General features: G+C 69.0%; 27 protein-coding genes. 10 read left to right on the forward strand and 17 right to left on the reverse strand.

Features of this window, described 5'->3' with window-relative positions:
* Positions 1-15: 15 nt before the first annotated feature.
* Entirely contained in the window at positions 16-3,363 is a 3,348-nt protein-coding gene (locus ACFCYE_RS02010; RefSeq protein WP_376175880.1) for an AAA family ATPase, read from the forward strand.
* Between the two features lie 24 nt (positions 3,364-3,387).
* Here the strand turns inward: ACFCYE_RS02010 and ACFCYE_RS02015 are convergent, their stop codons facing one another.
* Both ACFCYE_RS02015 and ACFCYE_RS02020 read right to left on the reverse strand, forming a co-directional pair.
* A complete protein-coding gene (locus tag ACFCYE_RS02015) occupies positions 3,388-4,335 on the reverse strand; it encodes a zinc-binding alcohol dehydrogenase family protein (RefSeq protein ID WP_376175881.1) in 948 nt (315 codons plus the stop codon).
* 29 nt (positions 4,336-4,364) lie between these two features.
* Positions 4,365-4,673: a SelT/SelW/SelH family protein gene (locus ACFCYE_RS02020; RefSeq protein WP_376175882.1), complete on the reverse strand. Its 309-nt coding sequence runs from the start codon at positions 4,671-4,673 to the stop codon at positions 4,365-4,367.
* A 124-nt stretch (positions 4,674-4,797) separates the two neighbouring features.
* On the opposite strand from ACFCYE_RS02020, the gene ACFCYE_RS02025 reads away from it, so the two are divergent.
* Complete coding sequence (locus tag ACFCYE_RS02025) at positions 4,798-5,454, forward strand: peptidoglycan recognition family protein (protein WP_376175883.1); 657 nt, start codon at positions 4,798-4,800, stop codon at positions 5,452-5,454.
* Between the two features lie 87 nt (positions 5,455-5,541).
* Here the strand turns inward: ACFCYE_RS02025 and ACFCYE_RS02030 are convergent, their stop codons facing one another.
* Positions 5,542-6,543, reverse strand: a complete 1,002-nt coding sequence (locus ACFCYE_RS02030; RefSeq protein WP_376175884.1) for a phosphotransferase — start codon at positions 6,541-6,543, stop codon at positions 5,542-5,544.
* A gap of 98 nt (positions 6,544-6,641) precedes the next feature.
* Here ACFCYE_RS02030 and ACFCYE_RS02035 point away from each other — a divergent pair, with 98 nt between their 5' ends.
* Genes ACFCYE_RS02035 through ACFCYE_RS02045 form a run of 3 tightly spaced genes read left to right on the forward strand, consistent with a single transcriptional unit; the run spans position 6,642 to position 8,212 of the window.
* Entirely contained in the window at positions 6,642-6,941 is a 300-nt protein-coding gene (locus ACFCYE_RS02035; RefSeq protein WP_376175885.1) for a Dabb family protein, read from the forward strand.
* Positions 6,942-6,990: 49 nt separating this feature from the next.
* Positions 6,991-7,878, forward strand: coding sequence for an oxidoreductase (locus ACFCYE_RS02040; protein ID WP_376175886.1), 888 nt, complete (start codon positions 6,991-6,993; stop codon positions 7,876-7,878).
* A 16-nt stretch (positions 7,879-7,894) separates the two neighbouring features.
* Positions 7,895-8,212, forward strand: a complete 318-nt coding sequence (locus tag ACFCYE_RS02045) for an NIPSNAP family protein (RefSeq protein ID WP_376175887.1) — start codon at positions 7,895-7,897, stop codon at positions 8,210-8,212.
* A gap of 108 nt (positions 8,213-8,320) precedes the next feature.
* On the opposite strand, the gene ACFCYE_RS02050 is transcribed toward ACFCYE_RS02045, so the two are convergent.
* The 5 genes from ACFCYE_RS02050 to dnaB all read right to left on the reverse strand — a co-directional run bounded on the left by ACFCYE_RS02050 (position 8,321) and on the right by dnaB (position 12,158).
* A complete protein-coding gene (locus ACFCYE_RS02050) occupies positions 8,321-8,548 on the reverse strand; it encodes a hypothetical protein (protein ID WP_376175888.1) in 228 nt (75 codons plus the stop codon).
* Complete coding sequence (locus ACFCYE_RS02055; protein ID WP_376175889.1) at positions 8,545-9,003, reverse strand: hypothetical protein; 459 nt, start codon at positions 9,001-9,003, stop codon at positions 8,545-8,547. Before ACFCYE_RS02055 ends, ACFCYE_RS02050 begins: the two co-directional genes overlap by 4 nt.
* Positions 8,970-9,497 (reverse strand): hypothetical protein, encoded by a 528-nt coding sequence (locus ACFCYE_RS02060; RefSeq protein ID WP_376175890.1) that lies wholly within the window; start codon positions 9,495-9,497, stop codon positions 8,970-8,972. Before ACFCYE_RS02060 ends, ACFCYE_RS02055 begins: the two co-directional genes overlap by 34 nt.
* A 60-nt stretch (positions 9,498-9,557) precedes the next feature.
* A complete protein-coding gene (locus tag ACFCYE_RS02065; protein ID WP_376175891.1) occupies positions 9,558-10,541 on the reverse strand; it encodes a hypothetical protein in 984 nt (327 codons plus the stop codon).
* A gap of 216 nt (positions 10,542-10,757) precedes the next feature.
* On the reverse strand, positions 10,758-12,158 hold the full coding sequence (dnaB, locus tag ACFCYE_RS02070) for a replicative DNA helicase (protein ID WP_376175892.1): 1,401 nt from the start codon (positions 12,156-12,158) through the stop codon (positions 10,758-10,760).
* Positions 12,159-12,663: 505 nt separating this feature from the next.
* Between dnaB and ACFCYE_RS02075 the strand changes: the two genes are divergently transcribed.
* From ACFCYE_RS02075 to ACFCYE_RS02085, 3 genes are all read left to right on the forward strand, one after another.
* On the forward strand, positions 12,664-13,728 hold the full coding sequence (locus ACFCYE_RS02075; protein WP_376175893.1) for a hypothetical protein: 1,065 nt from the start codon (positions 12,664-12,666) through the stop codon (positions 13,726-13,728).
* A 106-nt stretch (positions 13,729-13,834) separates the two neighbouring features.
* The gene (locus ACFCYE_RS02080; RefSeq protein ID WP_376175894.1) at positions 13,835-15,475 is read left to right on the forward strand and encodes a hypothetical protein; all 1,641 of its coding nucleotides are present in this window, start codon (positions 13,835-13,837) and stop codon (positions 15,473-15,475) included.
* A gap of 231 nt (positions 15,476-15,706) precedes the next feature.
* Entirely contained in the window at positions 15,707-16,657 is a 951-nt protein-coding gene (locus tag ACFCYE_RS02085; protein ID WP_376175895.1) for a DNA topoisomerase IB, read from the forward strand.
* A 68-nt stretch (positions 16,658-16,725) separates the two neighbouring features.
* On the opposite strand, the gene rplI is transcribed toward ACFCYE_RS02085, so the two are convergent.
* From rplI to ACFCYE_RS02130, 9 genes are all read right to left on the reverse strand, one after another.
* Positions 16,726-17,178, reverse strand: coding sequence for a 50S ribosomal protein L9 (gene rplI, locus ACFCYE_RS02090; RefSeq protein WP_376175896.1), 453 nt, complete (start codon positions 17,176-17,178; stop codon positions 16,726-16,728).
* An 11-nt stretch (positions 17,179-17,189) separates the two neighbouring features.
* A complete protein-coding gene (rpsR, locus tag ACFCYE_RS02095; RefSeq protein ID WP_071641238.1) occupies positions 17,190-17,444 on the reverse strand; it encodes a 30S ribosomal protein S18 in 255 nt (84 codons plus the stop codon).
* 26 nt (positions 17,445-17,470) lie between these two features.
* Positions 17,471-17,977, reverse strand: a complete 507-nt coding sequence (locus ACFCYE_RS02100) for a single-stranded DNA-binding protein (RefSeq protein ID WP_376175897.1) — start codon at positions 17,975-17,977, stop codon at positions 17,471-17,473.
* Between the two features lie 5 nt (positions 17,978-17,982).
* On the reverse strand, positions 17,983-18,348 hold the full coding sequence (gene rpsF, locus ACFCYE_RS02105) for a 30S ribosomal protein S6 (RefSeq protein WP_376175898.1): 366 nt from the start codon (positions 18,346-18,348) through the stop codon (positions 17,983-17,985).
* 187 nt (positions 18,349-18,535) lie between these two features.
* Positions 18,536-19,945, reverse strand: a complete 1,410-nt coding sequence (locus ACFCYE_RS02110) for a DUF6716 putative glycosyltransferase (protein WP_376175899.1) — start codon at positions 19,943-19,945, stop codon at positions 18,536-18,538.
* Entirely contained in the window at positions 19,942-20,814 is an 873-nt protein-coding gene (locus tag ACFCYE_RS02115; RefSeq protein WP_376175900.1) for an N-acetylneuraminate synthase family protein, read from the reverse strand. The genes ACFCYE_RS02110 and ACFCYE_RS02115 overlap by 4 nt, the downstream gene beginning before the upstream one ends.
* A gap of 85 nt (positions 20,815-20,899) precedes the next feature.
* The gene (locus ACFCYE_RS02120; protein WP_376175901.1) at positions 20,900-22,054 is read right to left on the reverse strand and encodes a cytidylyltransferase domain-containing protein; all 1,155 of its coding nucleotides are present in this window, start codon (positions 22,052-22,054) and stop codon (positions 20,900-20,902) included.
* The gene (locus ACFCYE_RS02125) at positions 22,051-23,400 is read right to left on the reverse strand and encodes a polysialyltransferase family glycosyltransferase (RefSeq protein WP_376175902.1); all 1,350 of its coding nucleotides are present in this window, start codon (positions 23,398-23,400) and stop codon (positions 22,051-22,053) included. The genes ACFCYE_RS02120 and ACFCYE_RS02125 overlap by 4 nt, the downstream gene beginning before the upstream one ends.
* On the reverse strand, positions 23,397-24,377 hold the full coding sequence (locus ACFCYE_RS02130) for a glycosyltransferase family 2 protein (protein WP_376175903.1): 981 nt from the start codon (positions 24,375-24,377) through the stop codon (positions 23,397-23,399). The genes ACFCYE_RS02125 and ACFCYE_RS02130 overlap by 4 nt, the downstream gene beginning before the upstream one ends.
* Before the next feature lie 139 nt (positions 24,378-24,516).
* Here ACFCYE_RS02130 and ACFCYE_RS02135 point away from each other — a divergent pair, with 139 nt between their 5' ends.
* Positions 24,517-25,473 carry a hypothetical protein gene (locus ACFCYE_RS02135; protein WP_376175904.1) on the forward strand — a complete coding sequence of 319 codons (957 nt, stop codon included), beginning with the start codon at positions 24,517-24,519 and terminating at the stop codon, positions 25,471-25,473.
* Positions 25,470-26,591 carry a hypothetical protein gene (locus tag ACFCYE_RS02140; RefSeq protein ID WP_376175905.1) on the forward strand — a complete coding sequence of 374 codons (1,122 nt, stop codon included), beginning with the start codon at positions 25,470-25,472 and terminating at the stop codon, positions 26,589-26,591. The genes ACFCYE_RS02135 and ACFCYE_RS02140 overlap by 4 nt, the downstream gene beginning before the upstream one ends.
* The last annotated feature ends 21 nt before the right edge of the window (positions 26,592-26,612 follow it).

Here is a 26,612-nt window from a genome sequence, read left to right on the forward strand (position 1 = left end):
AGTATCCTCAGAGGGATGGCGACCGCGACCGATGCCCCCGCGGAGCAGGGGCCGCCTCGACTGCACGTGCACCTGCTGGGCGGCTTCCGGGTCAGGCGCGACGGTGGCGTTCCCCTACCGGAGCAGTGGTCCCGGCCGAGCGCCCGGACACTCGTGAAGTTGCTTGCGGTCGCGCCAGGCCACCGCCTGCACCGCGACGAAATCGTCGGAGTGTGCTGGCCGGATGCCGCGCCCGACGCCGCATCTCGCAGCCTCGGAGTGGCCCTCCATGCCGCTCGTCGGGCGCTGGAGCCCGAACTCGCACCCCGCCAGCCGTCGAGATATCTCACGAGCGACGGTGCGATGCTCCGCCTCGAACCCGGGCTGGTCGTGGTCGACGTCGACGAGGCCGATCGCTCCGCCGCCGAAGCACTCGAGGTCCGCGGCATCCCTGAGCTGACGAGTGCGACGGCATCCCTGACCGATGAGGTGCTGCCGGAGGACCGGTACGCGAGTTGGGCGCAGCCCGTGCGCGACCGGATGGCGCAGACCCGACTGCGCGTCCTGCTGGCCCTCGCCGAGGTGCTGCTCGACGGCGAGCGCGCCGAGGACGCCGTCGCGGTGGCACGGGACGTGCTCGCCGGGCAACCGGCCGAGGAACGCGCTCATCGCACGATCATGCGGGCGTACCTGTCTCTCGGGCTGCGGAGGCAGGCGATCCATCAGTACCACCTGTGCCGCGAGGCGCTCGATGAGGAAGTGGGCATCAGGCCAGGCGCACAGACCGAGCAGTTGCACCTGCGCGCGCTCGAGACCCATGGCAACGCCGCACGGCCGACCGGCGTCGCCGTCGCACCCCCACCGACCCTGCGCGTGCTCAACGGCACGCCGGTGCGCGGGCGCGCCGAGGCGATCGACCGGCTCAGCGCTTCGGATGCCGCCGACCTGATCGTCGTCGCGGGCGAATCCGGCATCGGCAAGACCCGGGTCGTCGCCGAGGTCGCTCGCGCCATGCTCGACGACGGAGCCATCGTCCTATGGGGCGCAGGGCGCGATGCGGAGGGGCAGCCACCGTACGGCGCGATCGTCGAGGCGCTCGACGGCTGGTTCTCGAGCAGGCCGACGGTCGAGCGCGCCCGCGCCGGCAACGAGTACTCGGAACTCGCCGCCCTGCTTCCGAGCCTCGGCGGCACGACCCCGGGCATGCAGCGCAGTCCCGACGACGAGCGGCGACGGCTGTTCCATGCCGTGGCGGCGCTGCTGGATGATCTGGCGGGTTCGGGACCGGTGCTGCTGGTCCTCGACGATCTTCACGCGGCCGACCTGGGCACCCTTCAACTGCTCGGAAGCCTCATCCGCCATCGGGACGATTCCGGATCGGGCTGGCGCGCCATCGCCACACTGCGGAGCGAGGACCTGTCCGCGGCAGATCCGCGCGAGGGCGTCCTCCAGGCGCTCGCGCGAGACGGTCTGCTGGAGTGGCTGGAGCTTGCACGCCTCGGGAAGGCGGACTGTCTCGCGCTCGCGACCGACGTCGCCGGCGCAGAGATCACCGACCGGGTCTGGGAGCTGTCGCTGGGCAATCCGCTGTTCGCGGTCGAACTCGCTCGCGAGAACGGACGCAAGGATCTCGGCGCGGCGCGTTCGCCCGGGGTTCGGAACCTGGTTGCGGCCCGTCTGGCGCGTCTCAGCCCCGCTGCCCGCCGTGTGGCAGAGATCGTCGCGACGGCGGGCGGCGAAGCCGCGGCCGCCGAGGTCGTCGAGGTCGCGACTCAGGCCCTGCATCCGACCTGGTCGACGGGCGAGGTCGCCGAAGCAGTGGATGCCGCGCTGCGCGCTGCCGTGCTTTTCGAGCGCGATGTGGTGATCGACGGACGTCCGGTCCCCGGTCTGGTCTTCCAGCATCCGCTCGTGCGCCTGACCGCCTACGATGAGCTCTCCGCGGTGCGCCGCCAGGTGCTGCACAGCGCGTATGCCGACGCGGTGCTGCGCCGGCGCCCGCACGCGGTCGATGCTCTCGCGATGCACCTCGCGCGCGCCGACGATCCTCGGGCGACGACGTATCTGCGCCAAGCCGCCGAGCGCGCCGCCGCGCTCAGCGCGAACGACACAGCCGACTTGTACTACACCGAGCTCATCAGCCGTCTCGATGCCGTGAGCGCTGAGGCCGCCTGGGTCCGTCTCGACCGCAGCATCGTGCTCACGCGCACGGCCCGGTTCGACGAGGCCCGCGCGGTGCTCGATGAGGCTCTCGGTGAGCTGCGCAGACGCGATGATCACGACGGGGTCGTGCTCGCGACGGCGCGAATCTCAGAGGTGCTCGTGAGCACCGCCACGGCGCAGACGGCGCTGTCGGTTCTCGACGCGGATCCAGCACTGGCGGACACCGGTCCGTTCGCCGCCGCGGCGCATCATCTTGCCCGCACCCGCGCGCTGCTGGTCCTGGGCGGCTACCCCGACGCGGTCGTCTCGGCGAGTCGGGCCAGGAGCGCAGCACTTCTCACGGCCGAGCCGCACCGCCGCGGACTCCTCGCCCGTGCGATCCAGTATCAGGCGGTCTCCCTCGCGCTGGACGGACGATTCGCCGAGGCCGGCCCGTTCGCCGAGGAGGCGCTGCCGCACGCTCAGGCGTACGGCGACCCGCAGATCCTGGCTTCGGTGCTGTCGGTGCAGCGGGAGCAGGCACGCAGATCCGGTCGGCTTCCCGAGGCGCTCGAGACCGGACGCCGCGCGCTCGAGCTGGCCGTCCGATCCGGAGAACGGCGGACGCAGGCATTCGAGCAGGCGAATCTCGCCGAGCTCCACCTGCTCGTCGAAGAGGTCGACCTGGCCGAGGAGTTCGCGAACGCGGCCGTCGACACACCCGAGGATGAGGCGGGGCTGTCGACGACGTACGCACTGGTCGCTCTCGCCCGCGTGCGCATGCGGCGCGGCGAGAGCCCGCTCGGTGAACTCGACCGCGCGCAGATCATCGCAGAGGGATCATCCGACCGACAGGCGCTGGACGAGATCGGCCAGGCCCGCGCCGAGTGGCTCGTCGCGATGGGCGCGCACGCAGAGGCATTGCATCTGCTCGCGGGGCTGCCTCGGGGATCCGCGACAACGACGGCCTCGGCGCATCTGGGGCTCGGTGACGCGGTGACGGCCGAGCGGATCGCCCGCGGCGAGGTCACCAGGGCTTCGGAGGCCGGCGAGGCGCTCACCGAGGTGGACGCGCGCACCGCGCTCGCAGCCGCGCTCGCGGCGCTCGGGCTGACCAGGCATGCGGCGCAGGAGTTCGACACCGCGGAAGCGCTCGCGGCGCGTCTGCCGTATCCGGCGGGCGCGCGCCACCTCGTCGCCGTCCGTTCCGGCGCGGCCGGTCGCCTCGGCGAGATCGTCTGATGCCAGTCACGGCGCCGAGCCGCGTCAGGGGATCAGGGCGAGCGCTCCCCCTGGGTGCTGCTCGGCGAGGAAGCGGTGGGCAGCCGGAGCCTCGCTCAACGGATATGTCCGCGCCATCGGAACGATCAGCTCGCCCCGGGCGGCGAGCGCGATCAGTCCCGCGCGCGCCTCGTCGCGGAACCGGGCACTGTCCGGCATCGATCCGGCGATCGCGGTGAACCCCTCGGACCGTGCGGATGCCGCGGCCACGATCGTGACGATCCGAGCGCGGTCGGCCACGAACTCGAGGGACGTGGTGACCGCCTCGTCGGTGCCGACGGCATCCAGTGCGGCGTCGATCCGGTCGACTCCGGCATCCGCCATGGCCGCGCGGATGCGGTCAGCGAGCCCGTCTCCGTAGGCGACGGGGGTGCCGCCGAAGCGGCGCACCTCGTCGGCGCGACGGGGGCTGGCAGTGCCGATCACCCGGGCCCCGATGCGCGCCGCCTGCTGGAGGACGCTGACGCCCACGGCGCCGGATGCCCCGTGCAGCAGCACGGTCTCGTTCGGTGCCACGGCCGTGATCGCGAGCATCTCGGCGGCCGTGGTCCCGGTCAGGAGCAGATTCGCCGCCTCCGGATGGCTCAACGAGGAGGGCTTGTGGAAGACCTTCTCGGCGGGGACGGTGAGTTCGGTCGCGTAGCCGCCGCTGACGCGGAACGCGAGCACCTCATCGCCGACGGATGCCGCGCCAGAGCCGATCTCCGTCTCGGGTCCGATCGCGGTGAGCTCGCCGGACACCTCGTATCCGATCGCCACGGGAAGGCTCGCACCCGGGCGCTGCGCGGCGACGTGCTTGGCATCGGCGGGGTTGACCCCGGCCGCACGCACGCGGATGGTGACCTCGCCCCTGCTCGGTGCCGGAGGCGTGACGTCCTCGAAGCGCCAGGCATCGGGGCTCCCCCACTCCCGTGCGATCCACTGCCGTGCCATCGCGGTCTCCGCTCGGGTCGTGCCCGACGTCACTGCGCGGTCCCCTCGTCGCGCGCGGCCGCCCGATCCGCGTGACCGAGGACGCGCTCCGGGGCGATCCGATCGCGCACCCGACGCTTGAGCTCGACGATGTCGGGGAAGCCGTCATCGTCGGCGCGCGACCAGATCCGTTCGTCGTCGGCGTGGATCTCGAAGATGCCGCCCGTTCCGGGCACCAGGGTCACGCCGCCGCCGCGCAGCTCATCGACGAAGGTCGTCAGCAGTTCCTGCGCGACCCAGGTCGCCCTCGGCATCCATGAGCACTGGGTGCAGTATTCGATCCGGATGCGGTGGCTCATGCCGCCAGACTACTTCGCCTCTCGAATCGACCGACTGGCATAAAGTTTTGAGATTATGTCCCGCGGTGAAAATTTCTGCCACGATGTCGTTGAAACCGATCCATCGTCAACGGAAAGAAGGATCATGACCGAATCCCCGCGTCTGTCGCGTCGTCACTTCCTCGGCGGACTCACTGCGCTTGCCGCCGCGGCCGCCGTGCCCCACGTGGCCAGCCCCGCCTATGCCTCCGGTCGTCGACCACCGCGCATCTACAGCGCCCGCGAGTGGGGCGCACGGCCGCCGGCCGACGCGCTGACGCGGATCGCCGAGCGTCCGAACAAGATCATCATCCATCACACCGCGTTCCCGAACGTCGAGGACTTCTCCCTGGAGTACGCGTTCCAGAACTCGCGGGACATCCAGAACCTGCACATGGATGGCAACGGATGGTCCGACTCCGGGCAGCACTTCACGAACAGCCGCGGCGGATTCATCACCGAGGGGCGCACCGGCAGCCTCAACGCACTCCGGTCGGGTCGGTACATGATCCAGGGCGCGCACTGCGTGGGGCAGAACACGCAGGCGATCGGCATCGAGAACGACGGCTCCTACCACCTGGGCGATCCTGTCCCCCAGGCGCAGTGGGACAGCCTCGTGGCGTTCTGCGTCTACGCCTGCGACAACTACCGCATCCCCGCGACCGAGATCTACGGCCACATGGACTTCAACGCCACGCAGTGCCCCGGCGGCCTGCACGAGCGCCTGCCCGAACTGCGTGCGGCGGTTCAGGCGCGCCTCTGATCCCGGCATCCTCATCGGCGAGTCGAAACGGAGCGATCCGTTTCGACTCGCCGTGCGCGTGTCGCAGCTGTCCGAGGTGAGCGTCCGTCAGGCGAGAGCTGCCGAGAACGCGAGAGCCCGCTCACGATGCCACTGGAGGTGTCGACGGAGCGATGTGCGCAGATCCACGAGCCAGTCCGGATCGCCGTGCCGTTCATCGAGATCGATGGCCTCATGCAGGTCGAACGCGAGAGCGGCGGACGCTGCAGCGCCGAACAGCGGAAGGCTCGCCTCCGCTTCAGCACTGAACTCCCGCGTCCCACGGTAGCCCCGAAGGAACGCGGAGAGCAGCGCGGGCCGGGGCTCCGAGTCCAGCGTGACTCCGGCGAGGTCCCGCGTCGCGAGAGCCACGTCGGCCGCGAACCAATCCACGCGCGCCTCATCCGTGTCGAAGAAGGTGACGCCTGCGTCGTCGAAGCGAAGATTGTCCAGTTCGAAATCGCCGTGGATCATGCCGCGCTCGTGCGTCGAGGCATCGAGCCGCGCGATCCTCGCTTCGATCTCCATGGCCGCGCGCATCAGCTCGTCATCCGCGACGGGGAAGCGCGCACGCGTGCTGTGCACGCCCATCGACCCTTGTGCATCGTCGAAACGGCTCGACGCGGTGTGGAGCGACGCCAGCGCCGCGCCCCAGTCCGCGGCTGCTGCATCCGTGAGCTCGTCCAGGTCGAGTTCGTTCCCGACCGCGGCAGGAACCAGCATCGCCACGATCTCGCCGTGCTCGGCGAGGATGCGCTCGGTCAGCCGACCGTGACGACTCGGCAGAGGCCTCGCCACCGACAGTCCTGCATCGGCCCACGCCGACATGATCGCGGCCGCGCGCGTCAGGGCGTCGGCCTGCACGGATCCTGCAGGAACGAACCGCAGGTAAGCGGTCCGCTCATCCGCGGCCATCGACGGGACGACGAAGACGTGGCTCGCACTCGATCTCCAGAACCGGGCGGCGCCGGCCGGCAGATCCCACGCCGCGCCAGCGACGTCGGCTTCCGGACTGCGCCACGCGGCATCCACTGTTCGACGTAGGCGCAGGATCTCAGACAGCTTCAGCATCGAGAAGATCCTCCCATTCCGCGCCGGTGCGTGTGCACGGAGTGAACGGTCGGGCCGGCCTCCGGTCGTCAGATCGCGGGCGATGCCAGGATGATCCCATGTCCCGCATCCAGCACACCGTGACCTTCCGTCTGAACCACCCGTCCGGCTCCGCGGCCGAGACGACTTTCCTCGGCGACGCGCGCGCGACCCTGACGGCCATCCCCGGCGTCGAGGATTTCCGCGTCCATGCGCAGGTCAGCCCGAAGAGCGACCTGGCGTTCCAGTTCTCGATGTTCTTCGCCGACGAGAGCGCGTACGCGGCGTACGACCAGCATCCGACGCACGTGGCGTTCGTCGCCGAACGGTGGGTACCCGAGGTCGCAGCGTTCCAGGAGTTCGATTACGTCGTCGTGTGACCAGGAGCTGGTCGGCTCGGACCCCGCAGAGTTTGTCTAGTCTGCAGACATGCCTTCTCCCTCTGTGATCCTCATCACCGGCTGCTCCACCGGGATCGGGCGAGCCACTGCCATCAGGCTCGCCGCCGCCGGCCACATTGTGTACGCGTCGGCTCGACGCCTGCAGGACATCGACGACCTCGCCGCACTCGGATGCCAGCTCCTCGAGCTCGATGTCACCGACGAGGCCTCCATGAACGCGGCAGTGGACGGCGTCCTGGACCGTCACGGACGCATCGACGTCCTCGTGAACAACGCGGGATATTCGCTGTCGGGGGCGGTTGAAACGCTGTCGATGACAGATGTCCGCCGACAGTTCGAGACGAACGTGTTCGGCGCGGTGCGGATGGCGCAACTCGTCCTGCCTTCGATGCGCCGTTCCGGCCGCGGCCGTGTGATCAACATCGGTTCGATGGGTGGGATCCTCACTTTCCCCGGCGGCGGCGCGTATCACGCGACCAAGTACGCGATGGAGGCTTTCAGCGACGCGCTGCGGTTCGAAGTGCGTGGCTTCGGGATCGATGTTGTGCTGATCCAACCCGGTCTTATCCGCAGCGCCTTCACGACCACCGCCGTCGCCGCGGTCTCGCAGGAGAGCGGGCCGTACTCGACCTTCAACGCGGCCGTCGCGCGCAACACGGCGCAGACGTACGTTGCAGGGCCGCTCGCCCGCCTGGGCGGCGAGCCGGACGCCGTTGCCGTCGCTGTCGAGCGCGCCGTCACGGCGCGAACCCCTCGGGCACGCATGCGGGTCACCCCTTCCGCACGCCTGCTCATGGTCCTGCGCCGCATCCTGACCGACCGGCAGTGGGACCGGTTCGTCGGCTCGCAGTACCCGCAGCCCACGTCGGGCGAAGCGCCGTCTTCGAAGAAGGCGACCTCTCCCCGGATGCCGTAGCCGTATCGTGGGGTCCGTGATCACCTGCGTCGTGACGTACACGATCGACCCCAGCCGCGTCGAGGCGTTCGAGGAGTTCGCCCAGCGCTGGATGGAACTCGTCTCCCGTCATGGCGGGATCCACCACGGGTACTTTCTGCCGTCCGAGGGCAAGAGCGACGAAGCCCTCGCGCTGTTCACGTTCCCCTCGTTCGCCGACTACGAGATCTACCGGGAGCGCTTCGGCGTCGACCCGGAGTTCATCGCAGCCGATCGGATCCGCGACGAGAGCGGATGCATCCTCCGTTACGAGCGCACGTTCATGCGTCCGCTGCTGCCGGACATGCTTCTCTGACGAGACCGCCCGGCCTAAGCGCGTGGGCTGTCCGGCGCGACCCTGCGCCCTGTGACGTCGTCCGCCACGGCTTCGAGAACCTGCCACTCCTGGTCCAGGCGGGCGGGCTCAACGACTCGACGGGTGGACGCCCGCCGCCGGCGGCCTCGGGTACATCTGAACTCCGCCGCGGATCACGGCGTGGATCCGCGCGAAGTCCCTCGGAGCGGGCGCATCGTGTGTCTCGAGAATGGTCAGGTCCGCGCGATTGCCGATCCGGATCTCGCCTGCTTCCGGCTGCCCGAAGAAGCCGGCGGGTTCGGAGGTCAACGACCGCAGGATGTCGATCGACGTCATGCCGGCCCTGGCCATGGCGGCGAACTCACCGCTGGTATCGCGTCCGCCAGGTATCCGACGTCGGTTCCGAACAGCACGCGTCCACCCGCCTCGAGGAAGACACGCAGGGCGTCGCGGATCGGTCCGAGGTACCGTTCCTCCGTCGTGACGGTGGATGCGAACATGTGCAGAGTCGGCACGATGCGGATGCCGCGCTGGGCGGCCTCGCGCAGCAGCGCCTCGGTGCCCTCGGGCTGGTCAGGGACGTGCGCCAGAGCATCCACGCCCGCCTGGACGGCGACCTGCGTGCCGGCGCGATTCGAAGGGTGCGCGAAGACACGTCGCCCTCGTCGATGAGCGGCTCTGACGGCCGCGCGTGCGACGCGCTCGTCCATCGTCCTGACCGAACCGGGTGCGATGTAAGAACCGGTGAACAGTTTGATCAGCCCGGCGCCACCGGAGATCTGTCGGCCCACCGCCCACCGCGCGCCCATCGACGTCGCCGGCGTCGGCAGCAGAAACCGCAGGTACCACGGAGCGCCCTCCGTGACGTAGAACGGGACGCCGCGGCCGGATAGAGGCCGGATCCTGCCGTGTGGATCGCCGGACCGCGCAACTCCCCCGTCTCGACGCGCCGGGCGAGCGCGAAGGTCGTCCGGGGGTCGGAGGAGAGATCGAGGACGGTGGTGAAACCACGGCTCAGCAGCATGTCGTCCAGGGCCGCCTGCAGTCGTGAGCCGTCCGTGCCGCGCGAATCGCGCCAGATCGGCTCGGTGAAGTGCACGTGACTGTTCCAGAAACCCGCCGTCACCACTCGACCACCTGCGTCGACCACGGTAGCCCCGACACCACGGTCCTCGACCGGTCCGATCGAGACGACGACCCCCGCGCGCACGGTGAGCGTCGTCGGATCACAGATCGGCTCGTCCGGCGCCACCCACAGCCGGGCGTTCGTCACGATCAGAGTCACGCTGCGAGCGTACCCGCACGCCTCATCACGCGCGGGACACGGTGGCGCCGCGCGCGCTGGTCAGATGAAGGGGCGCAGGTCGGTGGTCGGCGACGACGCCTCGCCTGTCACGATGATCTCCCCGAGAGCGGCGGAGAGCTCCGCGACGAGAGCGGCGATTGCTCCGACGGTGTGCAGGTCGGTCTCGTCCACATCACCGGACGCGGAGAGAGCCTCCGCGAGCCGGCACAGCATCGAGGTCGCCTCTGCGGCACGATGCCCGGATTGCGCCGTTGCCCGAGCGAGCGAGTACGCCCAGTCGAGCTGTGGGTAGCCCCAGGCATTGGCTCCGAACACGATCTCGGTTCCCGACGCGATGTCAAGGCAGGTGTCCACGACGGCGTGCGCGGCGGGGATGCGGCGGCCGTGGTGGCGCAGCAGGAAATGGAGATGAAACGAGCATCCCAGGTTGCCGAAGAGTCCCGGCCAGTCTTCCAGCCTCCCGATGTTGCTCGAGGGCCAGAGGCCGGTGGTCGGATCAACGTGCAGGTCCAGCCAGCGGAAGTACTCGCTCCACCACCCCGGATGCCGCACGCCGGTCATGGTGGCGATGGCGAGCAATCCGGCAGCATCGTGAGAGGCGAGCCACGGATTGGACCAGTCGAGACCGTCGAGGAAGGGAGCGACTCGATCGACCTCGAACATGTCAGTCAGGAAGGCGGGCGGCTCCGGCCGAGCGCCGAGGAGGAAGAGCCCTCCGATTCCCGTGGCGGTGGCGTGCAGCACGCCATGGCTGTCATCGACGAAACGTCCGTCCGTGCGTTGAAGGCTTCGGAGAGACCATGAGAGCGTGTCTCGAGAGAGGACATCTTGGTCCAGCCGATCGAAGGTGGCCAGGATGCCGATTGCGTCGGCCGTGCCGTAGAGATCCCTGCTCTCACCTGCCGTGAAGCGTGCGAAACCGTCTTCGCGCCGGTGAGTCTCCACCGCCGCGAGGGTTCGCTGGGTCACTGCGGTCAGATCGATCGGAGAGTCGGCCGCGCCGCTCACGGACTTCCTGGGCATGAAAATCTCTCCCCATCGCTCAGGGCGGACCGCACCTCAGGGACCGAGGCCGAGCGCACGCTGTCGGCGGCAGACGAAGACGGCTGTCGCCTGAGCGCAGCTCTCGAAGATACTACGGGCGCGGCTGGCGGCTTTTCGCGGCTGATTGCGTCGGGCCCGATTGCACTCCCTCGCATGGCACCGCCGCTGAGGCACGTCAGAGCGAGCGCCGCTCCGTCAGTGGAAGTCGCCGCCCGGACCACCACCGCCGCCGAAGTCACCGGGGGCCATGTCCGCGAAGCGCGAGTAGTGCCCCTGGAACGCGACCTGGATCGTCGCGGTCGGACCGTTGCGGTGCTTGGCGACGATGAGGTCGGCCTCGCCGGGGCGGACGTCCTTGTCGTAGACGGAGTCGCGGTGCAGCAGGATCACCATGTCGGCATCCTGCTCGATCGAGCCGGACTCACGCAGGTCGCTGATGGCCGGCTTCTTGTCCTGACGCTGCTCCGGCCCTCGGTTCAGCTGGCTCAGTGCGATCACCGGAACCTGCAGCTCCTTGGCGATGAGCTTGAGGCTGCGCGAGAACTCCGAGACCTCCTGCTGACGCGACTCGACGCGCTTGCCGCTGGTCATCAGCTGCAGATAGTCGATGATGACCATCCGTAGCCCTTCGCGCTGCTTGAGGCGACGACACTTCGCGCGGATCTCGACGAGAGTCATGTTCGGGCTGTCGTCGATGTAGAGCGGGGCGTCGTTGATGCGGCCGCGCGTGGCGGCGACCGTGGTCCAGTCGCGCGGATCGAGATTTCCCTTGCGCATGCTCTGCAGCGGGATCTGCCCTTCGGCGCTGAGCAGACGCATCGCGATCTCGCTCTTTCCCATTTCGAGCGAGAAGAAGATCGACGGGATGTTGTGGCCGATCGACGCGGAACGAGCGAAGTCCAGCGCCAGGGTCGACTTACCCATGGCCGGTCGTGCGGCGACGACGATCATCTGTCCACCGTGCAGGCCGTTGGTGAGTTCGTCCAGCTCCTTGAAGCCGGTCGGGATACCCGTCATGGAGCCGTCGCGGCCGCTCGCGGCCTCGATCTCTTCCAGGGCGGCATCCACTGCGATGGTCAACGGGACGTAGTCCTCGGCCGTCTCCGTGCCGGTGACCGAGTAGATCTCGGCCTGCGCGTTGTTCACCAGGTCGGTCGCATCACCCTGACCGTCGTAGCCGAGTTGCACGATCCGAGTGCCGGCATCGACGAGCCGACGCAGGATCGCGCGCTCGGACACGATGCCGGCGTAGTAGCCGGCGTTCGCCGCGGTCGGCACGATCGAGGTCAGGGTGTGCAGGTAATCGGCGCCCCCTGCGCGCCCGAGTTCGCCGGTCTTGATGAGCTCGTCGGTGACGGCGACGACGTCGGTCGGCTCTCCGTGCGAGTACAGCGACAGGATCGCCTCGAAGATGAGCTCGTGCTTGGGGATGTAGAAATCGGCGCCCTTGAGGGTTTCGATGACATCCGCCACGGCATCCTTCGACAGCAGCATGCCGCCCAGCGCACTCTGCTCTGCGAGCAGGTCGTGAGGTGGTGTGCGCTCCGGTGGGCGCTTCCCGCCGAGTCGCTCCTCCGAGATGTCAGCGATCGACACAGGGCTCCCTTCGGTGCGGTGAACGGTATGGACCGGAAGGCCCTGTCACGACGACTTCCGCGGCCGAACACAGCGAACCACGGACTTCAGACATCTCGTCGCTCGACAACGCTAGGAGCGACGTTCTCCACATGCAAGACGCCCTGTGGATAACTCTGTGGACAGATTGCGGACAACGCCGGAGTGTCTGTGTAGAACACCTGTGGATAAGCCTGTGAAACGCAGTTTCATGTGGCGAGTTTTTACACCCTTATCTGCACTTTTCTGATTCCCCAGGCTGTGGATGGAATCCAGTTTCAATGAGGACTTTAGGGTTGCCGTCGACGGACCCACATGTGTACAACCTGGGGAAAGTCAAGTCCTGTTCCGGTCGGGCGCGTCACCCGGCGACACGCCGCGAAACTCGCCGCCGCACCCCCTGGACAGTGGGCGCTCGGCGGGAGTAGCCTCGGCCCATCGACGCACCGTGCGTCGGCAGCGTTTCCCTTCGGAGGAGGAGGTGAACGTGACCTCCACGGCGGTTCGGCACCGCGTCTCGCCCGGCGTCATCTGGGGTGCGTTCGGCATCCTCGCCTGGGCGGGGTTCACGCTCCTGGCCGGAGTCGACACGGCGAATGCCGCTGACGACGATTCGGACGCGCCGACGAGCCCGCTCACCTCACTGGTCACCGACACGGCCGACGCTGTCACCGACACCGCCGACCAGGTCGCGTCCCCTGTGGGCGAAGCCGTCGCTCCGGTCGTCGAGGTCATTCAGCCCGTGACTCGACCCGCCGTCGAGACCGTCGAACCGGTGGTCGCCGAAGTCGTGCAGCCGGTCGTCGCCGAGGTCGTGCCCCCGACCGTCGCAGAGGTCGCCCCTCCGGTCGAGACCGTCACCGCCGGCACCGCGACGACCGTCCCCGCGGTGGTCGACACCGTCGACGAGGTGCCGATCGTCGGAGAAGTCGTCGCTCCGGTGATCGAGGGCGCCGGGGATGTCATCACGAGCGTCACCGAGCCTGTCGTCGAGTTCGTTCAGGACGTGCCCGTCCCACGCGTCACCACCCCGATCATCAAAACGGTGACCGGCGTGCCGGTCGTCGGCGACGTCGTCCGCGCCGACCTCATCCCGATCGTCGACGACACGGTCGCCGTCATCGACGACGCCACGGACACCGCCGGCGACGCGGTCGACAGCCTCGTTCCGAACGTCGCGGGCGGACTCGATCCGGCGACGCCGATCGCGACCGGCGCATGGCCCGACGTGGGGGTCCTCACCCCGACGACCCCGCCCACGAGCTTCTCGTCTCCCGTCATCGAGCTCTCGTTCGCCGCCACGGCGTCGTCCGAAGCTGTATCGGTCGATCGTGGACCCACCCCGGCATCCGGCCCTCCGACGGCACCACCGGGTTCCTCGCACCCACCGACTTCCTCCTCCGCCGGCCATGGCGGAGGCTCGCCGACGGACGGCGCGCGCCTCAGCGATGCCTCCGATGACCCGCACCATGCCTGGATGCGGGCCGTCAGCGCGCCGGACGACGACCCACCGTCATCCCCGGTCGTCGATACCGACGTCTCTCCTGACTGATCGGTGATCGCACCGTCCCTTCGCGGACGGTGACGCGGTGCTGCGCGCACACCCGACTGATTGCGCGCGCCATCCAGATCACAACCATTCAGTCAGGAGCTGAATCATGCGCACTTTCACCAGGCACGCCCTGTGCGGCGTGCTGCTCGCCGGCGGGATCACCCTGTTCGGCGCGACGGTCGCCAATGCGGCCGAAACCGACGGAGACGACAGCGTCCTCTCCGGAACACAGGCGGTCGCAGCCATCACCGCGCCCGTCGACGTCGCCGGCAATGCGGTCTCCGTGCTCGGCGAATCCACCGTCCACGAATCCGAACCAGTACCCGCACCCGCGCCCGCGCCCGCGCCCGCGGCGACTGAGCCCACAGCGTCGACCGACGGGAGTTCCGGCACTGCGTCCGGCTCCCAGGCCGTCGTGACGGTCAACGCCCCCGTGACGGTGCAGGACAACGCAGTGAGCGTCCTCGGATCCTCCGAAACCGGGGCCTCCGCCGCCGCACCACCCCAGGAGGAGACTTCCCAGGTCTCCGATCAGAGCCCGGCTCCCCCAGCCGATCCGGCTCCGGCGGCGGAGGACCCCCTCATCGCGACGAGCGGCACGGACTCGCTCCTCGGTGGTACGCAGGGAATCGTCGAGGTCGACGCGCCGGTCACCGTGAGCGGCAATGCGATCTCGGTGCTCGGAACGAGCGACGTCGAACCGAGCGCCGCGGAACAGGATGCTGCCGCATCGGCATCCTCCACTCCGGGCGCCGAGGCGGAAACGGACGGCACGGATGCTGTCGCCGGCGGAACCCAGGTCGTCGTGCCCGTCACCGCACCGATCACCATCGGCGGCAACGCCGTCTCGATCATCGGCGAGAGCACCGTCACGGGCGACGGCGGAGATGCCCCGGCATCCTCCCCAGGCCGGGAAACGGGCGCATCGACGAGTGGCGAGGACTCGATCGCCGGCGGCACCCAGGTCGTCGCACCCGTCACCGCACCGATCACCATCGGCAGCAACGCCGTCGGCGTCGTGGGCTCCGGCGCCGTCACCGACTCGGGCGACGACACCGGCGACACCACCGCGCCTGCCGAGGGCTCGACGACAGGCGGGGAAGACTCGCTTCTGGGCGGCACCCAGGTCGTCGCACCTGTGACCGCACCTGTCACGGTGGGCGGCAACGCGATCGGCGTCGCGGGTGACGGGACCGTGAACGGCGGGGCGGGCGGTACCGCCGGTCCGGTCGCCCCGGGAGGTGACACGGTGACGACGGGGCAGGATTCGATCTTGGGCGGCACGCAGATCGTGCTCCCGATCACAGCCCCGATCACGATCGGCGGAAACGCGATCGGCGTCATCGGCAACGCTGAGGTCGACGATCCAGGAACCGATCCGGGAACGGACCCCGGAACGGACCCGGGAACGGACCCCGGAACCGACCCGGGAACCGACCCAGGAACCGACCCCGGCACCAACCCCGGCACCGACCCCGGCACCAACCCGGGAACCGATCCAGGAACGGACCCCGGCACCGGCCCGGGAACCGACCCCGGAACCGACCCCGGCACCGACCCCGGAACCGACCCCGGAGGAACCGGCGGATCAACGGCGGACGTCGATCCGCAGAGCGCATCCGTGAGCACCGAGACCGGGGCCGACGGCCTGGCCGCGACCGGAATGGGTGACCCCCTGCCGCTGACGCTCCTGGGTCTGGTCGCGCTGCTCCTCGGCGCCGGACTGCTGCGCCGCCGCACGACATAACCGCAAGACCCCGGATCGGGATCGACGTCCTCGGGGAGGAGCCGTTCGATCCCCTTCCGGGCCGTGCGCGTGGCGCGGTCTCCGCACCGTCTCGCTCGCGCACGCAGAAGACGGGTGCCCCGAGCTCGTCCCTCGGGGCATCCGTCGCGCCCGCTCCCGCACTCGACGCACCGATCAAGCCCCTTGACGGCCGACCCGCGTACCCGCTCTGCTGTCACAGAGGAGGTGGTCATGCCGCGCATCCGTCGCGTCGATCCGGCAACCGTGCCCGGCATCCGCAGAGTCCGCTCACGTGGCCGCTTCCGCTATCGCAACCCGGACGGCAGCGCAGTGAGCAGCGCCGATCGCGAGCGCATCTCATCCCTGGTGATCCCGCCCGCGTGGACGGACGTCTGGATCAGCCCGGACGCGAACGGACACGTTCAGGCGATCGGCACGGATGCCGCCGGCCGCCGCCAGTACATCTACCATGCGCACTGGAGGACCCGTCAGGACGGCGAGAAGTTCGAACGGGCTCTCCGCCTCGCCGCCGCTCTTCCGTCGCTGCGCGCGCAGGCCACTCGGGCGCTGCGCGGCGATGACGACCGCGCCCGGGTGCTCGCCGCGGCCTTCCGCCTCCTCGACCGCACCGCGATCCGCGTCGGTTCCCCCGGCTACCTGCGCCGGTACGGCAGTCGAGGGCTGACCACGTTGCGATGGGCGGACGTCTCCTGGGACGCCTCGATGATCACGCTCGCCTTCCGGGGAAAGATGAATCTCATCCACACGATCGAGTTCGAGGACGAGGATCTCATCGCCTGGATCAGTTCCCACCCGGCGCACCCGCCGCGCGCCTTCCTGTTGCGCTACAGCGCCGGCCGCCGACTGCGTACGATCACCCCCGGCGACGTGAACGCCTTCCTGGCCGAGTGCGCCGGCGAGCCGTTCACCGCCAAGGACTTCCGGACCCTCCGCGGCACGACGACAGCCGCACTGGTGCTCGCCGAGCACTCCGATGAGGATGCCGAGACGCGGGAGCTCGCCGCGGTCGACGCGGTCGCCGCCGCACTGGGCAACACGCGAGCGGTCGCCAGAGCGAGCTACATCGACCCTCGGGTGCTGGCGGCGGCGAGGAAGGGGCGATTCATCGATCCGGCGCAATCCCCCGAGAACGGGCTCCTGCGGTTGCTCGGCCATGCCTGACCTCACCGGAAACGACGGATGCCGCCCTCCCGAAGGAGGACGGCATCCGATCGTTGAGGTGTCGTGCCTTACTTGGCGGCGACGACCTGCAGCGTGATGACTGCGGTCACGTCGTCGTGCAGACGAACCGTGGCCTCGTGCTCACCGGTCGCCTTGATGGCGTTGGTGATGTGCACCTTGCGCTTGTCGATGCTGCCGAGACCGGCGGCCTCGACGGCATCCGCGACGTCGGCGGTCTTGACCGAGCCGAACAGGCGACCGGCGGCGCCTGCCTTGACGGCCAGGCGAACCTTGGTGCCCTCGAGCTTGTCCTTGAGTGCCACCGCCTCGTCGCGGTCGTGGATCGCACGCGCCTTGCGGGCAGCCTGGATCTGGTCGACCTGCTTTTCGCCACCGCGGGTCCACGCCGTGGCGTAGCCCTGGGGGATGAGGTAGTTACGGGCGTACCCGTTCTTGACCTCGACCACGTCACCGGCGCTTCCGAGCCCGGCGACCTCATTCGTGAGAATCAGCTTTGCCATGTCCGTACCCCTCAGCGGCCAGCGCCGGCGTAGGGCAGGAGAGCCATCTCGCGTGCGTTCTTGATCGCCTTGGCGATCAGACGCTGCTCCTGAACCGAGACACCGGTGATACGACGGGCGCGGATCTTGCCACGCTCCGAGATGAACTTGCGAAGGGTCGCGACGTCCTTGTAGTCAATGACGCCGACCCGGATCGACTTCGCGGGAGCGGTGGGCTTGCCACCCTTCCGCGGCTTGCGGCGGTCGCCGCTCGACTTTCCAGCCATGGTTTTTCCTTAAATGAAGTGTTTGTTCAGAACGGGGTGTCGTCGCCGAAGCTGCCCGGAGTGCTCCAGGCATCAGCGCTGGTCGACGAACCGGGTGTGGACCACGGCTCCTCGGACACCTGCTGCTGCGGACGCGACTGCCCGCCACCGCCACCGGCGCCACCGCCGGAAGCCGCACGCGTGACCTGAGCCGTCGCATAACGCAGCGACGGGCCGATCTCGTCGACCTCGAGCTCGATCGCCGTGCGGTTGTTGCCCTCACGGTCCTGGTAGGAGCGCTGACGCAGACGGCCCTGCGCGATGACGCGCATGCCCTTGGTCAGCGATCCGGCCACGTGCTCGGCGAACTCGCGCCAGACGGACGCGCGGAGGAACAGCGCTTCGCCGTCCTTCCACTCGTTCGCGGCACGGTCGAAGTTGCGCGGCGTCGATGCGATGGTGAAGTTCGCCACCGGCAGCCCGTTCTGCGTGTAACGCAGTTCGGGGTCGGCCGTGAGGTTTCCCACCACGGTGATGACGGTTTCGCCGGCCATGGGACTTAGGCCTTCGCAGCCTTGGACTTGCGAGCGGCCTTCTCCTCGGAGCGCTTCGCCTCCGCGGCAACCATCGCCTGGGCCTCTTCAGCACGCAGCACCTTGGTGCGCATGATCTGCTCGTTGAGGCCGAGCTGACGGTCCAGCTCCTTGGTGGCATCGCTGGTCGCGGTGAAGTTCACGACGGCGTAGATGCCTTCGGTCTTCTTCTGGATCTCGTAGGCCAGACGGCGCTTACCCCAGATGTCGACCTTGTCCACAGTGCCACCATCGTTGGTGATGACCTTGAGGAACTTGTCCAGTGTCGGGGCGACCTGGCGCTCGTCGATCTCGGGGGTCAGAATGACCATGAGTTCGTACTGGTGCGTCACTTACCCACCTCCTTCGGACTAGAACGGCTTCCAAGGATTTCCTGGAAGCAGGAGGGTGTGTGCACGTGTCCGCCCTGGCATCCCGAATGGATGCCGGCAGGCAGACAACCGTGACAGTCTAGCGGAGTTCCGGGCGTGTCGCGAACGCGAGGCGCACTGCACGGTTCGGATCCGGGGGCGGGGCGGTTCAGCGCCGGAGGGAGTCCACGTGCGGGGCGGGTTCGAGCGTGTAGTCGGTTCCGGTCTCGGACCATGTGTCGGTCGCGGCGCGACGGCGAGACAGGATGCCGCGCACGAGTGGTGTCCCGACGGCGAGCGCGACGGCACCGGCGAGACTGCGATCGGTCGAGCCGAGCACGCTCTTGCGATGCCAGGCCGCATGCAGTGCTCCCGCCCGCGGCTGCGGAACCGGCCGCGGAGCGAGAGTTCCTGCGCGGCGCTGCGCGATCAGCTTCTCGACATCGCTCCACCAGCCGGATTCGGATGCCGGGTGGAAGTAGTTCTCCCACATCCAGCCGGGGTGCGGGTGCCGGAACTGCCGTCGCACCACCTCTTCGCCGCTGCCCAGGAGTCCGCTGCCGATGAACACGGTGTTCAGCAGCGACTTGCGCACCCCGAACGTGTCCAGCGCGATGACGGGGACACCGGCGGCGAGCGCCTCGATGGCCGCCGTCGAACTCACCGTCACCAGACCCTCGGCACGCTCGAGCGCCACCACCATCGGCTGGTACGAGAACACGAGATTGGCCGGTCGAGACGCGAACAGGTCGGCATAGGCATCCCGCTCGAGATGCGTCTCCGCTTCTCCTCGGCGCGACCTCAGCTTCACGACGACGCGGCGGCGCGGATTCGCTTCGGCGGCGCGGACGAGGATCTCCGCGATCGCTGCACGCTCGTGACGTTCGACCGGCACCATCGCCTGCGACGCGAAGACGAGGTCCGTGGCTGGCGGGCGCAGGGTTTCGGCACGCTCCTCGGTTCGCACCGTCATTCGTTGAGCGAGCACCCGCGAGTCCGGACGCGTCTGCGACCGGGAAAGCGTTTCGCCGCGCGCCTCTCGCTCGACGAACGAGGCGGGGGCGGCTCGTTCCACGAGCGAGGACCGCGCGTACGGCAGCGTCGCGAGCCCGAGCGGCACGTCCACCCCGATGCGCGTGCCCAGTTCGGCGAACGCGCGTCGCTCACGATGCGAGTGCAGCACGACGAGATCGCAATGCCTGCGGTACTCCAGAGCGCCGCGCTGCGCCGGGATCGACATCCCCGGCAGACCACCGACGACGACAGGCCGCCTCTCGAGCCGATCGATCTGCCCGCCGATCAGACGCACGAACGCACCGCGACCGGCCAGGACCACGGCATCCGGCTGATGACCGGCGAGCCAGCCTCGGACCTCGTCGAACGAGAGGCGAGTGACCTCGGCATCCGTGAAGCCCGTTCCGGCCAGCGCCGTGCGCTCCTGCTCGCGACTGACCGTCAGCGGCGTGCTGACGATCAGCAGGTGGCGTCGGATGCCGTCGACACCCGACAGCAGCGAGGCCGACCACTTGACGAACGAGTCGGCGTCGGCGATCGCGACGACGCGCAGCCGGGCGCTCATGCCGGTACGCGACGCAGCTTCGCCATCGGGGCGAGTTCGCCGGGGAACACGCGCTTGATGCCGTCGCCGAGTGCCGTCTCGATCACGCGGATGTCGCGGACGAGGTGGTCGAGGCCGGTGGGTTCGAGCGACGCCGCGTGGTCCGAACCCCACATGGTGCGATCGAGCGTGATGTGACGCTCGACGGCGACGGCGCCGATCGCGACGGCCGCCAGCGAGATCTGCAGGCCTCGTTCGTGGCCGGAGTATCCGACGGGGATGCCGGGGTACCGGTCGCGCAGTGACGCGATGACCCGCAGGTTGGCCTCTTCGGGCTCCATCGGGTAGGTGGAGGTGGCGTGCATGAGGACCACCCGGTCCGTGCCGAGAACCTCGAGCGCCCGATCGATCTGCTCCAGCGTCGACATGCCGGTGGAGAGGATGACCGGCTTGCCCGTCGCGCGCAGCGCCTCGAGCAGCTCGGTGTCCGTCAGGCTCGCCGAGGCGACCTTGTGGGCGACGACGTTCAGATCCTCGAGGAAGTGCACGCTGGGCACGTCCCACGGGGAGGCGAACCAGTCCAGGCCCAGCATCGTCGCGTGGTCGCCGATCGCGATGTACTCGTCGCGACCGAACTCGACGCGGCGACGGTAGTCGAGATAGGTCATGGTGCCCCACGGCGTCTCACGAGGCACGTCGCGCATGTGCTCGGGCGTGGAGATCTCCGGCGTGCGCTTCTGGAACTTCACGGCGTTCGCACCGCTGTGCGCCGCGACGTCGATCAGGCGCTTGGCGAGCTCGACGTCGCCGTTGTGGTTCAGCCCGATCTCCGCGATCACGTAGACGGGCCTGCCGCCGCCGATCACGTGCGATCCGATGCTTACGGTCATGTCGTCCTCCAGTCGTGGAACCCCCGTCTCTCATGGGTACGCCGCGAGTGTGAACGTCACGCGACCTGACGGTTACCGGAGGTGGTCACCGAGGCAACACCCTTTCGACGAGTTCGCGAACAGCACCCTGTCCGCCGTTTCGGTTCAACACGATCCGCGCCTGTTCGCGCACCGCCGGGTGCGCGTTGCCGACGGCCACAGGCCACCCGACGATGCGCATCGCCCCGAGGTCATTGACGTCGTTGCCCAGATACGCCACGTCGCCGAGAGCGATGCCCTGCTCGGCCGCCCAGGCGGTGAGCGCCGCAGCCTTGTCGTCGATGCCATGCAGCACCGGCACTTTGAGCTTGTCCGCGCGCGCCCGGACGACGGGATTGACCTCGGTCGAGAGGATCAGCATCGGAATGCCGGCGCGTCGCAGCAGCGACACCCCCATGCCGTCCTCTCTGCTCACTCGCACGTGCTCGCGTCCTTCGCTGTCGACGAGCGCGGTGTCGTCGGTGTGCACGCCATCGAAGTCCGTCACGACCGCCCGCACGTCGATCCGATCACCGGAGGGCCGGTCGATCAGGTCGGCGACCGCCGCGGCCATCGCGAGCTGCTGCGCGTCGTCGATCTCGACGGCCGTCTGCTCCGGCACCTCCACGATCCCGATCCGACCGAAGAAGCGATGCCCCGCGGCGCGGAACCCTGCGGCACCGAACGCATAGAACGCGCCGGTCTCGAGATAGTGCGGTTCCCGGTCCTGCCGTCGCGGGCGATGGGATGCGTCGTGATTGATGGCCTCGGCCGCGCCGTCCTCGTCGCGACGCCAGAGGAACCCGTAGGTCTCGTGCGCCGAGAACACGCTGTCGAAGCGCCCGCTGCTGATCAGTTCGACCGCTTCATCGAGGCCGGACGTCGGAATGAACGGCGACGTGGCCTGCATGAACACGACGGTTCCTACCCGGACGTCCTCGCTCTCGAGCTCGTCCAGAGCATGCAGGACCGCGCTCTCCGACGAGGCGGTGTCCCCGGAGATCTCCGCGGGTCGCGTGATGACGCGCGCTCCGGCGGCTGCCGCCACCGCGGCGATCTCGGCATCGTCCGTCGAAACGACCACGAGGTCGATTCCGGATGCCGCGGCCGCAGCGCGAACAGCGCGCTCGACCAGCGGCAGCCCTCCGATTCGCCGCAGGTTCTTTCCCGGCACCTGCTTGGATCCGCCTCTGGCGGGGATGATCGCCACCGTCCGGGTCATCGTCCTGCGACCGCCTTCCATGCTCGCGCGGCACGCCGTCTGGCGCCCGCTGCCGTGAGCTTCAACTCCTCGACTCGCCCGACGCCGCCCTTCGAACGCATCACCCGCCGCAGGATGCGCTCCCGCGGGGCGCCGGGGAGCCCCAGGTCGATGAGTCGGTCGGGGGCGAAGTAGCGCTCTCGCTCCACGGCGTCGAGTTCCCGCAGCAGCCGCTCGGCGCGTGGACGCAGGTGCGCGGCGATGCGCGGCTGCATGGCGTAGCCGACCGCGTCGACGAGCAGCTGCAATCCGGTCGGATCCCGGTACGGCGAGTCGTCACGGGTCAGCGCGTCGACGATCGTCGCCGGCACACGGTTGCTGTTCTCATACGGGCTCAGACGCGCGAGCACCGTCTCCGCACCGACGGAGGCGATCGGTCGGTCGTACAGCGCGCTGATCGTCGGCAGGGCCGTCGAGAAGCCGGCGACGACGACGGCGGCATCCAGTCGTTCGGCGACGAGTTCGGCTGGCGTCGGCCCCCGGTACTCGACGAAGGCGACGCCGTGACGGCGTGCACGCTGGCGCAGCGCCGACGTGACGGACGGTGGTGCGGACGGGTGCGGTTTGAAGACGATGCGCGCCGGTTCCGCGGCCATCGCGCGGTCGATCATCTGCTGCTGCATCGCGATCTCCTCCGCCGGCTCGACGAGCCCGAGTGCCGCGAGGTACTGGCCGAGCACAAGAGCCGTCGGCGTCCCGTCGGCGAGGTCGTCGAGGTCCGGATCGGCCGCCGTCGTCTCCGCCAGGGCAGCGCGGAAGACGGCGGTCGGCACCGGCAGCCGCTCCGCTCCCACCTCTGTGAAGACGAGAGGTGCCACTCCCGGCACGACGTCGGCGTAGACCACTCGACCGACGCGTTCGGCCACGGTCCGCCCGAGGTCGACACGGATCGGCGAGTACGTCATGAGGCCGTCGCCGATGATCGTGATCCGCGCATCGGGGAACAGCGAGAGCAGGGTCTTCGCGGGCGCGACCTGCGGACTCTGCACGCAGAGCCCGAGATCATCGTCGAGCTCCCAGGCCCGCACGAGCAGTCGCCGCAGAACCGGAAGATCCGCGTCGGACGGCGTCCAGGACGTCGGATGCCGCGGTGACAGCAGCTCGTCCAAGGACTCGGACCGCGAGAACCGTGCCCGCAGCGAGGCGAGGCTCGACTGCGCGTCGATGCCGGGACTCGTCTCGGGGATGCGGGCGGTGTTGACGGGCAGCAGCACGTTCTCGTGCACGTCGTCGAAGATGCCGGCGTCGAGCGCCGCTGCGGCTGTCGCCAGACCATATGCGCTGTGCAGCATGAAGAGGCGGCTCATGTCGTGCGCTCCGCCTGTCTGAGGGTGCGCGCGAGCACGCGGCGGCGCGGACCGTCCAGTCTCCGCAGAGCCGATGCGGCCTGGTCGGCCGGCAGACGTTCGAGCAGCTCCCGGATGCCGCTGCGCATCTCCCTGCGAAGGGCCGGGGGCATCCGGCGCGAGCGGACGAGGTGATGAGAGCTGAGCGCGAGCACCGTCCACACCGCCTTCGGCAGGAAGCGCTCCGCCTCGGCATCCTGTTCCACCGTGTCGAGCACGGCGGCGAGCGCGTGGGTGAAGTGGAGCTGCCGCCGATCGCGCACCTGAGTGAGCGATGTCGGTACACCGCGGCGATAGAGCAGGGCGGGGGCATCGACGACCGCGAACGATCGCGCGTGCAGGTGCAGCCGCCAGATCCACGGTCGGTCCTCGGCCGTGAAGAGCCCGTCGTCGAAGACGGCGAGCCCTCGGTCGATGAGTCGTCTGTGGAATATGCCCGCCCAGGCATACGGATAGTCGACCATGGTCGTGTCGTCCGCCGGGAGGATCGCATCCCGCGGGGAAGCGACAGCGCCGCGCCACGCGTACGGGGCGCGCACCAGCGTGCGCTCGGTGCCGGTGACGCGGACGTGATCGGTGCGCAGGAAGTCGCAGTCCAGCTGGCCGAGCCGATCGGCGAGCACCCGCAGTCGCGCAGGCTGCATCCAGTCGTCGCCGTCGACGAAGCAGAACGCCTCTCCCTCGACGTGGTCGAGGCCCTGGTTGCGCGCGGTCGCAAGACCGACGGGCTTCGCGTTCGCGATCACCTCGGAGTGCGGGAAGCGCTCGGCGTACGCGCGCATGATCGCCCCGGTGCCGTCGGATGATCCGTCATCGATCGCCACGAGCTTCACCGCAGCCGGCTCGTCGAACTGCCGCGTCAGGGTCTCCAACGTCGTCCCGATGTAGGGCGCGGCATCCTTGGCGGGCAGGATGACGGTGACGTGAGGCTTTCGCACGGCGGGCATGCTGACATGCGCGTATTGCCAGGAGGCGACGGCGCGGTGAACGGACGGTGCCTCAGCGCGGGCCGGTCCGGCGTTCTTCGGGGGTTCACTTCGGGCGTGAGAGCGGTGCCCGGCCGGGTACCGTGGACGCATGGAGTGGGTGGCTGATCCGGATGCGGTGGGCGCATGGCTGCGCGAGCGCTTCGACGACCATGAGTACGTGCCGCATGGGTTCCCGGCGTACGCCCGCGTGTTCCACCCCGCACGGGTGCGATCGCTGCCGGACCGTCCGGTACCCGACATGGACGAGTGGGTGAGGCTGCCGGATGCCGAGCAGCAGCGGCTGATCGAGCTCTTCGACGACCGCGAGATCACATGGACCGAGACGGCCGCCGTCTTCGGTACCGCGATGCACCCGCTCGCGCAGTGGCAGCGGATCGTCGGGACGCCCGAGGGCGTCGGGTGGCAGGTGCGCATCGCGGCGGACGGCCGCGAGTTCACCTCTCCCGACGAGGGTGGCATGCCGCCGTCCCACTTGGCCGTGCTGGCGTCGCACCTGATCGCGCACACCACGACACCGGATGCCGGTTTCGCGGCGATCTGGGAGGGCTGGGGCGACCTGGTCGGCGCCCTGAAGTCCGCACCCTCAGGCGCGCACCTCGAGTTCCTCAGCGACCCGAATCACCAGACGATGCTGGATCAGAGCATCCACGACCGGTTCAACAACCCCTTCGCGAAGCCGACATGGCACCCCGGCATCCTGTCGGATGAGATCTCGAAGGGGCCACGTCTGGAGCTTCCGGATCGCAGCCACGTGCTGTTCTTCGCCGCACCGTCCGTGTTCGCCGACCCTGGCTGGATCCTCGACGCACCGTGGCGCAACCGCCCCCTCGAGGAGCTCGGCTTCGAGCCCCGTGCCGAGCAGCCCAGCATCCTGTGGCCGCAGGATCGCGCCTGGGTGATGGTCAGCGAGATCGACTTCGACTCGACCATCGTCGCCGGATCGGCGGAGCTGATCGCCGCGATCTGCGCGGACGGCCGGCTGGAAGCGCTGCCGATCCCGGACGGCGCCGACCTCTCCTGGACGGGCGACGAGGTCAACCCGTGAGCAACCCGCGGCCGGGCATCGCGTTCGACGCGCGCCCGCTCACCGAGCCGGTCGATCCGAGGGCCGTGAGGGCCTTCATCGCCGAGATGAAGGCGCGAAGATCCGGCAGCGGCATGACAGCCGGCACCGTCATCGGGATCATCGTTGGCATCCTGTGCCTGGTGATCGGACTGCCGATCCTCGTGACGACATTCGCCCTGGCGTCGTCGCAGGGATTCTCCGGCGCCGCGATCATTCCGTTCGCGATCTTCGGGATCCTGTTGCTCGTCATCGGCGTCGGCGCCTTCCTCAGCCACCGCAAGAGACGCGTCATGCGCTACCGGCTGAGCCGATTCGCCGCAGCGAACAACATGACGTACGAGGACCAGGTCGACAACCCCGGCCTCCCCGGGATGATCTTCCAGTTCGGCAACTCGCGTCGCTCGACCATGCTGGTGCGCGGTCACAGCCCCCGCTTCGTCGAGTTCGGCAACTTCCAGTACACGGTCAAGCACGGCAAGAGCTCGACGACGTACCACTGGGGGTATGTCGCAGTGAAGCTGGACGTCCCGCTGCCGAACATCGTCCTGGATGCCGTGGGCAACAACGGTTTCGGATCGAACCTGCCCGCATCGTTCGACAAGGATCAGCATCTGTCGCTCGAGGGGGATTTCGACCGGTACTTCACGCTGTACTGCCCCGAAGGCTACGAGCAGGATGCGCTGTACCTGTTCACGCCGGACATCATGGCCCGGTTCATCGACAACGCCGCTCAGTTGGACGTCGAGATCGTCGACGACTGGCTGTTCCTGTACACGCAGCGCCAGGCCTCGACCCTGGATCCGGCGACCTGGGCGTGGCTGTTCGGCAGCGTCGGCGCGCTGATCACGAAGTTCGACCAGTGGGCGCGCTGGCGTGACGAACGTCTGCCGGCGGAGTACGGAGCCGCCGCCGCGTCGGCAACGGCGTCACCCGGTGGCGGGGCCGACAGCTTGCCCTTCGCCCCGCCCGTCGGCATGATCACGCCGCCTCCGGGGGTCGCCCCGACAGGACGACGGCTGAAGCGCAGGACCGGATGGATGTGGATCGTCTTCATCGTCGCGGTCATCGTGATCAACATCTGGCTCCGCGCGTTCTGACCGGCAGCCGCCTGAGGCCGG

The organism is Microbacterium sp. NPDC056234, from assembly GCF_042267585.1.
In the GTDB taxonomy this organism is placed as follows: Bacteria; Actinomycetota; Actinomycetes; order Actinomycetales; family Microbacteriaceae; genus Microbacterium.

Bases quoted from the DNA above. Each gene is read 5' to 3' on its own strand.
- ACFCYE_RS02010 (WP_376175880.1), top strand. From the start codon at position 16: ATGGCGACCGCGACCGATGCCCCCGCGGAGCAGGGGCCGCCTCGACTG.
- ACFCYE_RS02015 (WP_376175881.1), bottom strand. From the start codon at position 4,335: ATGGCACGGCAGTGGATCGCACGGGAGTGGGGGAGCCCCGATGCCTGG.
- ACFCYE_RS02020 (WP_376175882.1), bottom strand. From the start codon at position 4,673: ATGAGCCACCGCATCCGGATCGAATACTGCACCCAGTGCTCATGGATG.
- ACFCYE_RS02025 (WP_376175883.1), top strand. From the start codon at position 4,798: ATGACCGAATCCCCGCGTCTGTCGCGTCGTCACTTCCTCGGCGGACTC.
- ACFCYE_RS02030 (WP_376175884.1), bottom strand. From the start codon at position 6,543: ATGCTGAAGCTGTCTGAGATCCTGCGCCTACGTCGAACAGTGGATGCC.
- ACFCYE_RS02035 (WP_376175885.1), top strand. From the start codon at position 6,642: ATGTCCCGCATCCAGCACACCGTGACCTTCCGTCTGAACCACCCGTCC.
- ACFCYE_RS02040 (WP_376175886.1), top strand. From the start codon at position 6,991: ATGCCTTCTCCCTCTGTGATCCTCATCACCGGCTGCTCCACCGGGATC.
- ACFCYE_RS02050 (WP_376175888.1), bottom strand. From the start codon at position 8,548: ATGACGTCGATCGACATCCTGCGGTCGTTGACCTCCGAACCCGCCGGC.
- ACFCYE_RS02065 (WP_376175891.1), bottom strand. From the start codon at position 10,541: ATGCCCAGGAAGTCCGTGAGCGGCGCGGCCGACTCTCCGATCGATCTG.
- ACFCYE_RS02080 (WP_376175894.1), top strand. From the start codon at position 13,835: ATGCGCACTTTCACCAGGCACGCCCTGTGCGGCGTGCTGCTCGCCGGC.
- ACFCYE_RS02085 (WP_376175895.1), top strand. From the start codon at position 15,707: ATGCCGCGCATCCGTCGCGTCGATCCGGCAACCGTGCCCGGCATCCGC.
- rplI (WP_376175896.1), bottom strand. From the start codon at position 17,178: ATGGCAAAGCTGATTCTCACGAATGAGGTCGCCGGGCTCGGAAGCGCC.
- rpsR (WP_071641238.1), bottom strand. From the start codon at position 17,444: ATGGCTGGAAAGTCGAGCGGCGACCGCCGCAAGCCGCGGAAGGGTGGC.
- ACFCYE_RS02100 (WP_376175897.1), bottom strand. From the start codon at position 17,977: ATGGCCGGCGAAACCGTCATCACCGTGGTGGGAAACCTCACGGCCGAC.
- ACFCYE_RS02110 (WP_376175899.1), bottom strand. From the start codon at position 19,945: ATGAGCGCCCGGCTGCGCGTCGTCGCGATCGCCGACGCCGACTCGTTC.
- ACFCYE_RS02115 (WP_376175900.1), bottom strand. From the start codon at position 20,814: ATGACCGTAAGCATCGGATCGCACGTGATCGGCGGCGGCAGGCCCGTC.
- ACFCYE_RS02120 (WP_376175901.1), bottom strand. From the start codon at position 22,054: ATGACCCGGACGGTGGCGATCATCCCCGCCAGAGGCGGATCCAAGCAG.
- ACFCYE_RS02125 (WP_376175902.1), bottom strand. From the start codon at position 23,400: ATGAGCCGCCTCTTCATGCTGCACAGCGCATATGGTCTGGCGACAGCC.
- ACFCYE_RS02135 (WP_376175904.1), top strand. From the start codon at position 24,517: ATGGAGTGGGTGGCTGATCCGGATGCGGTGGGCGCATGGCTGCGCGAG.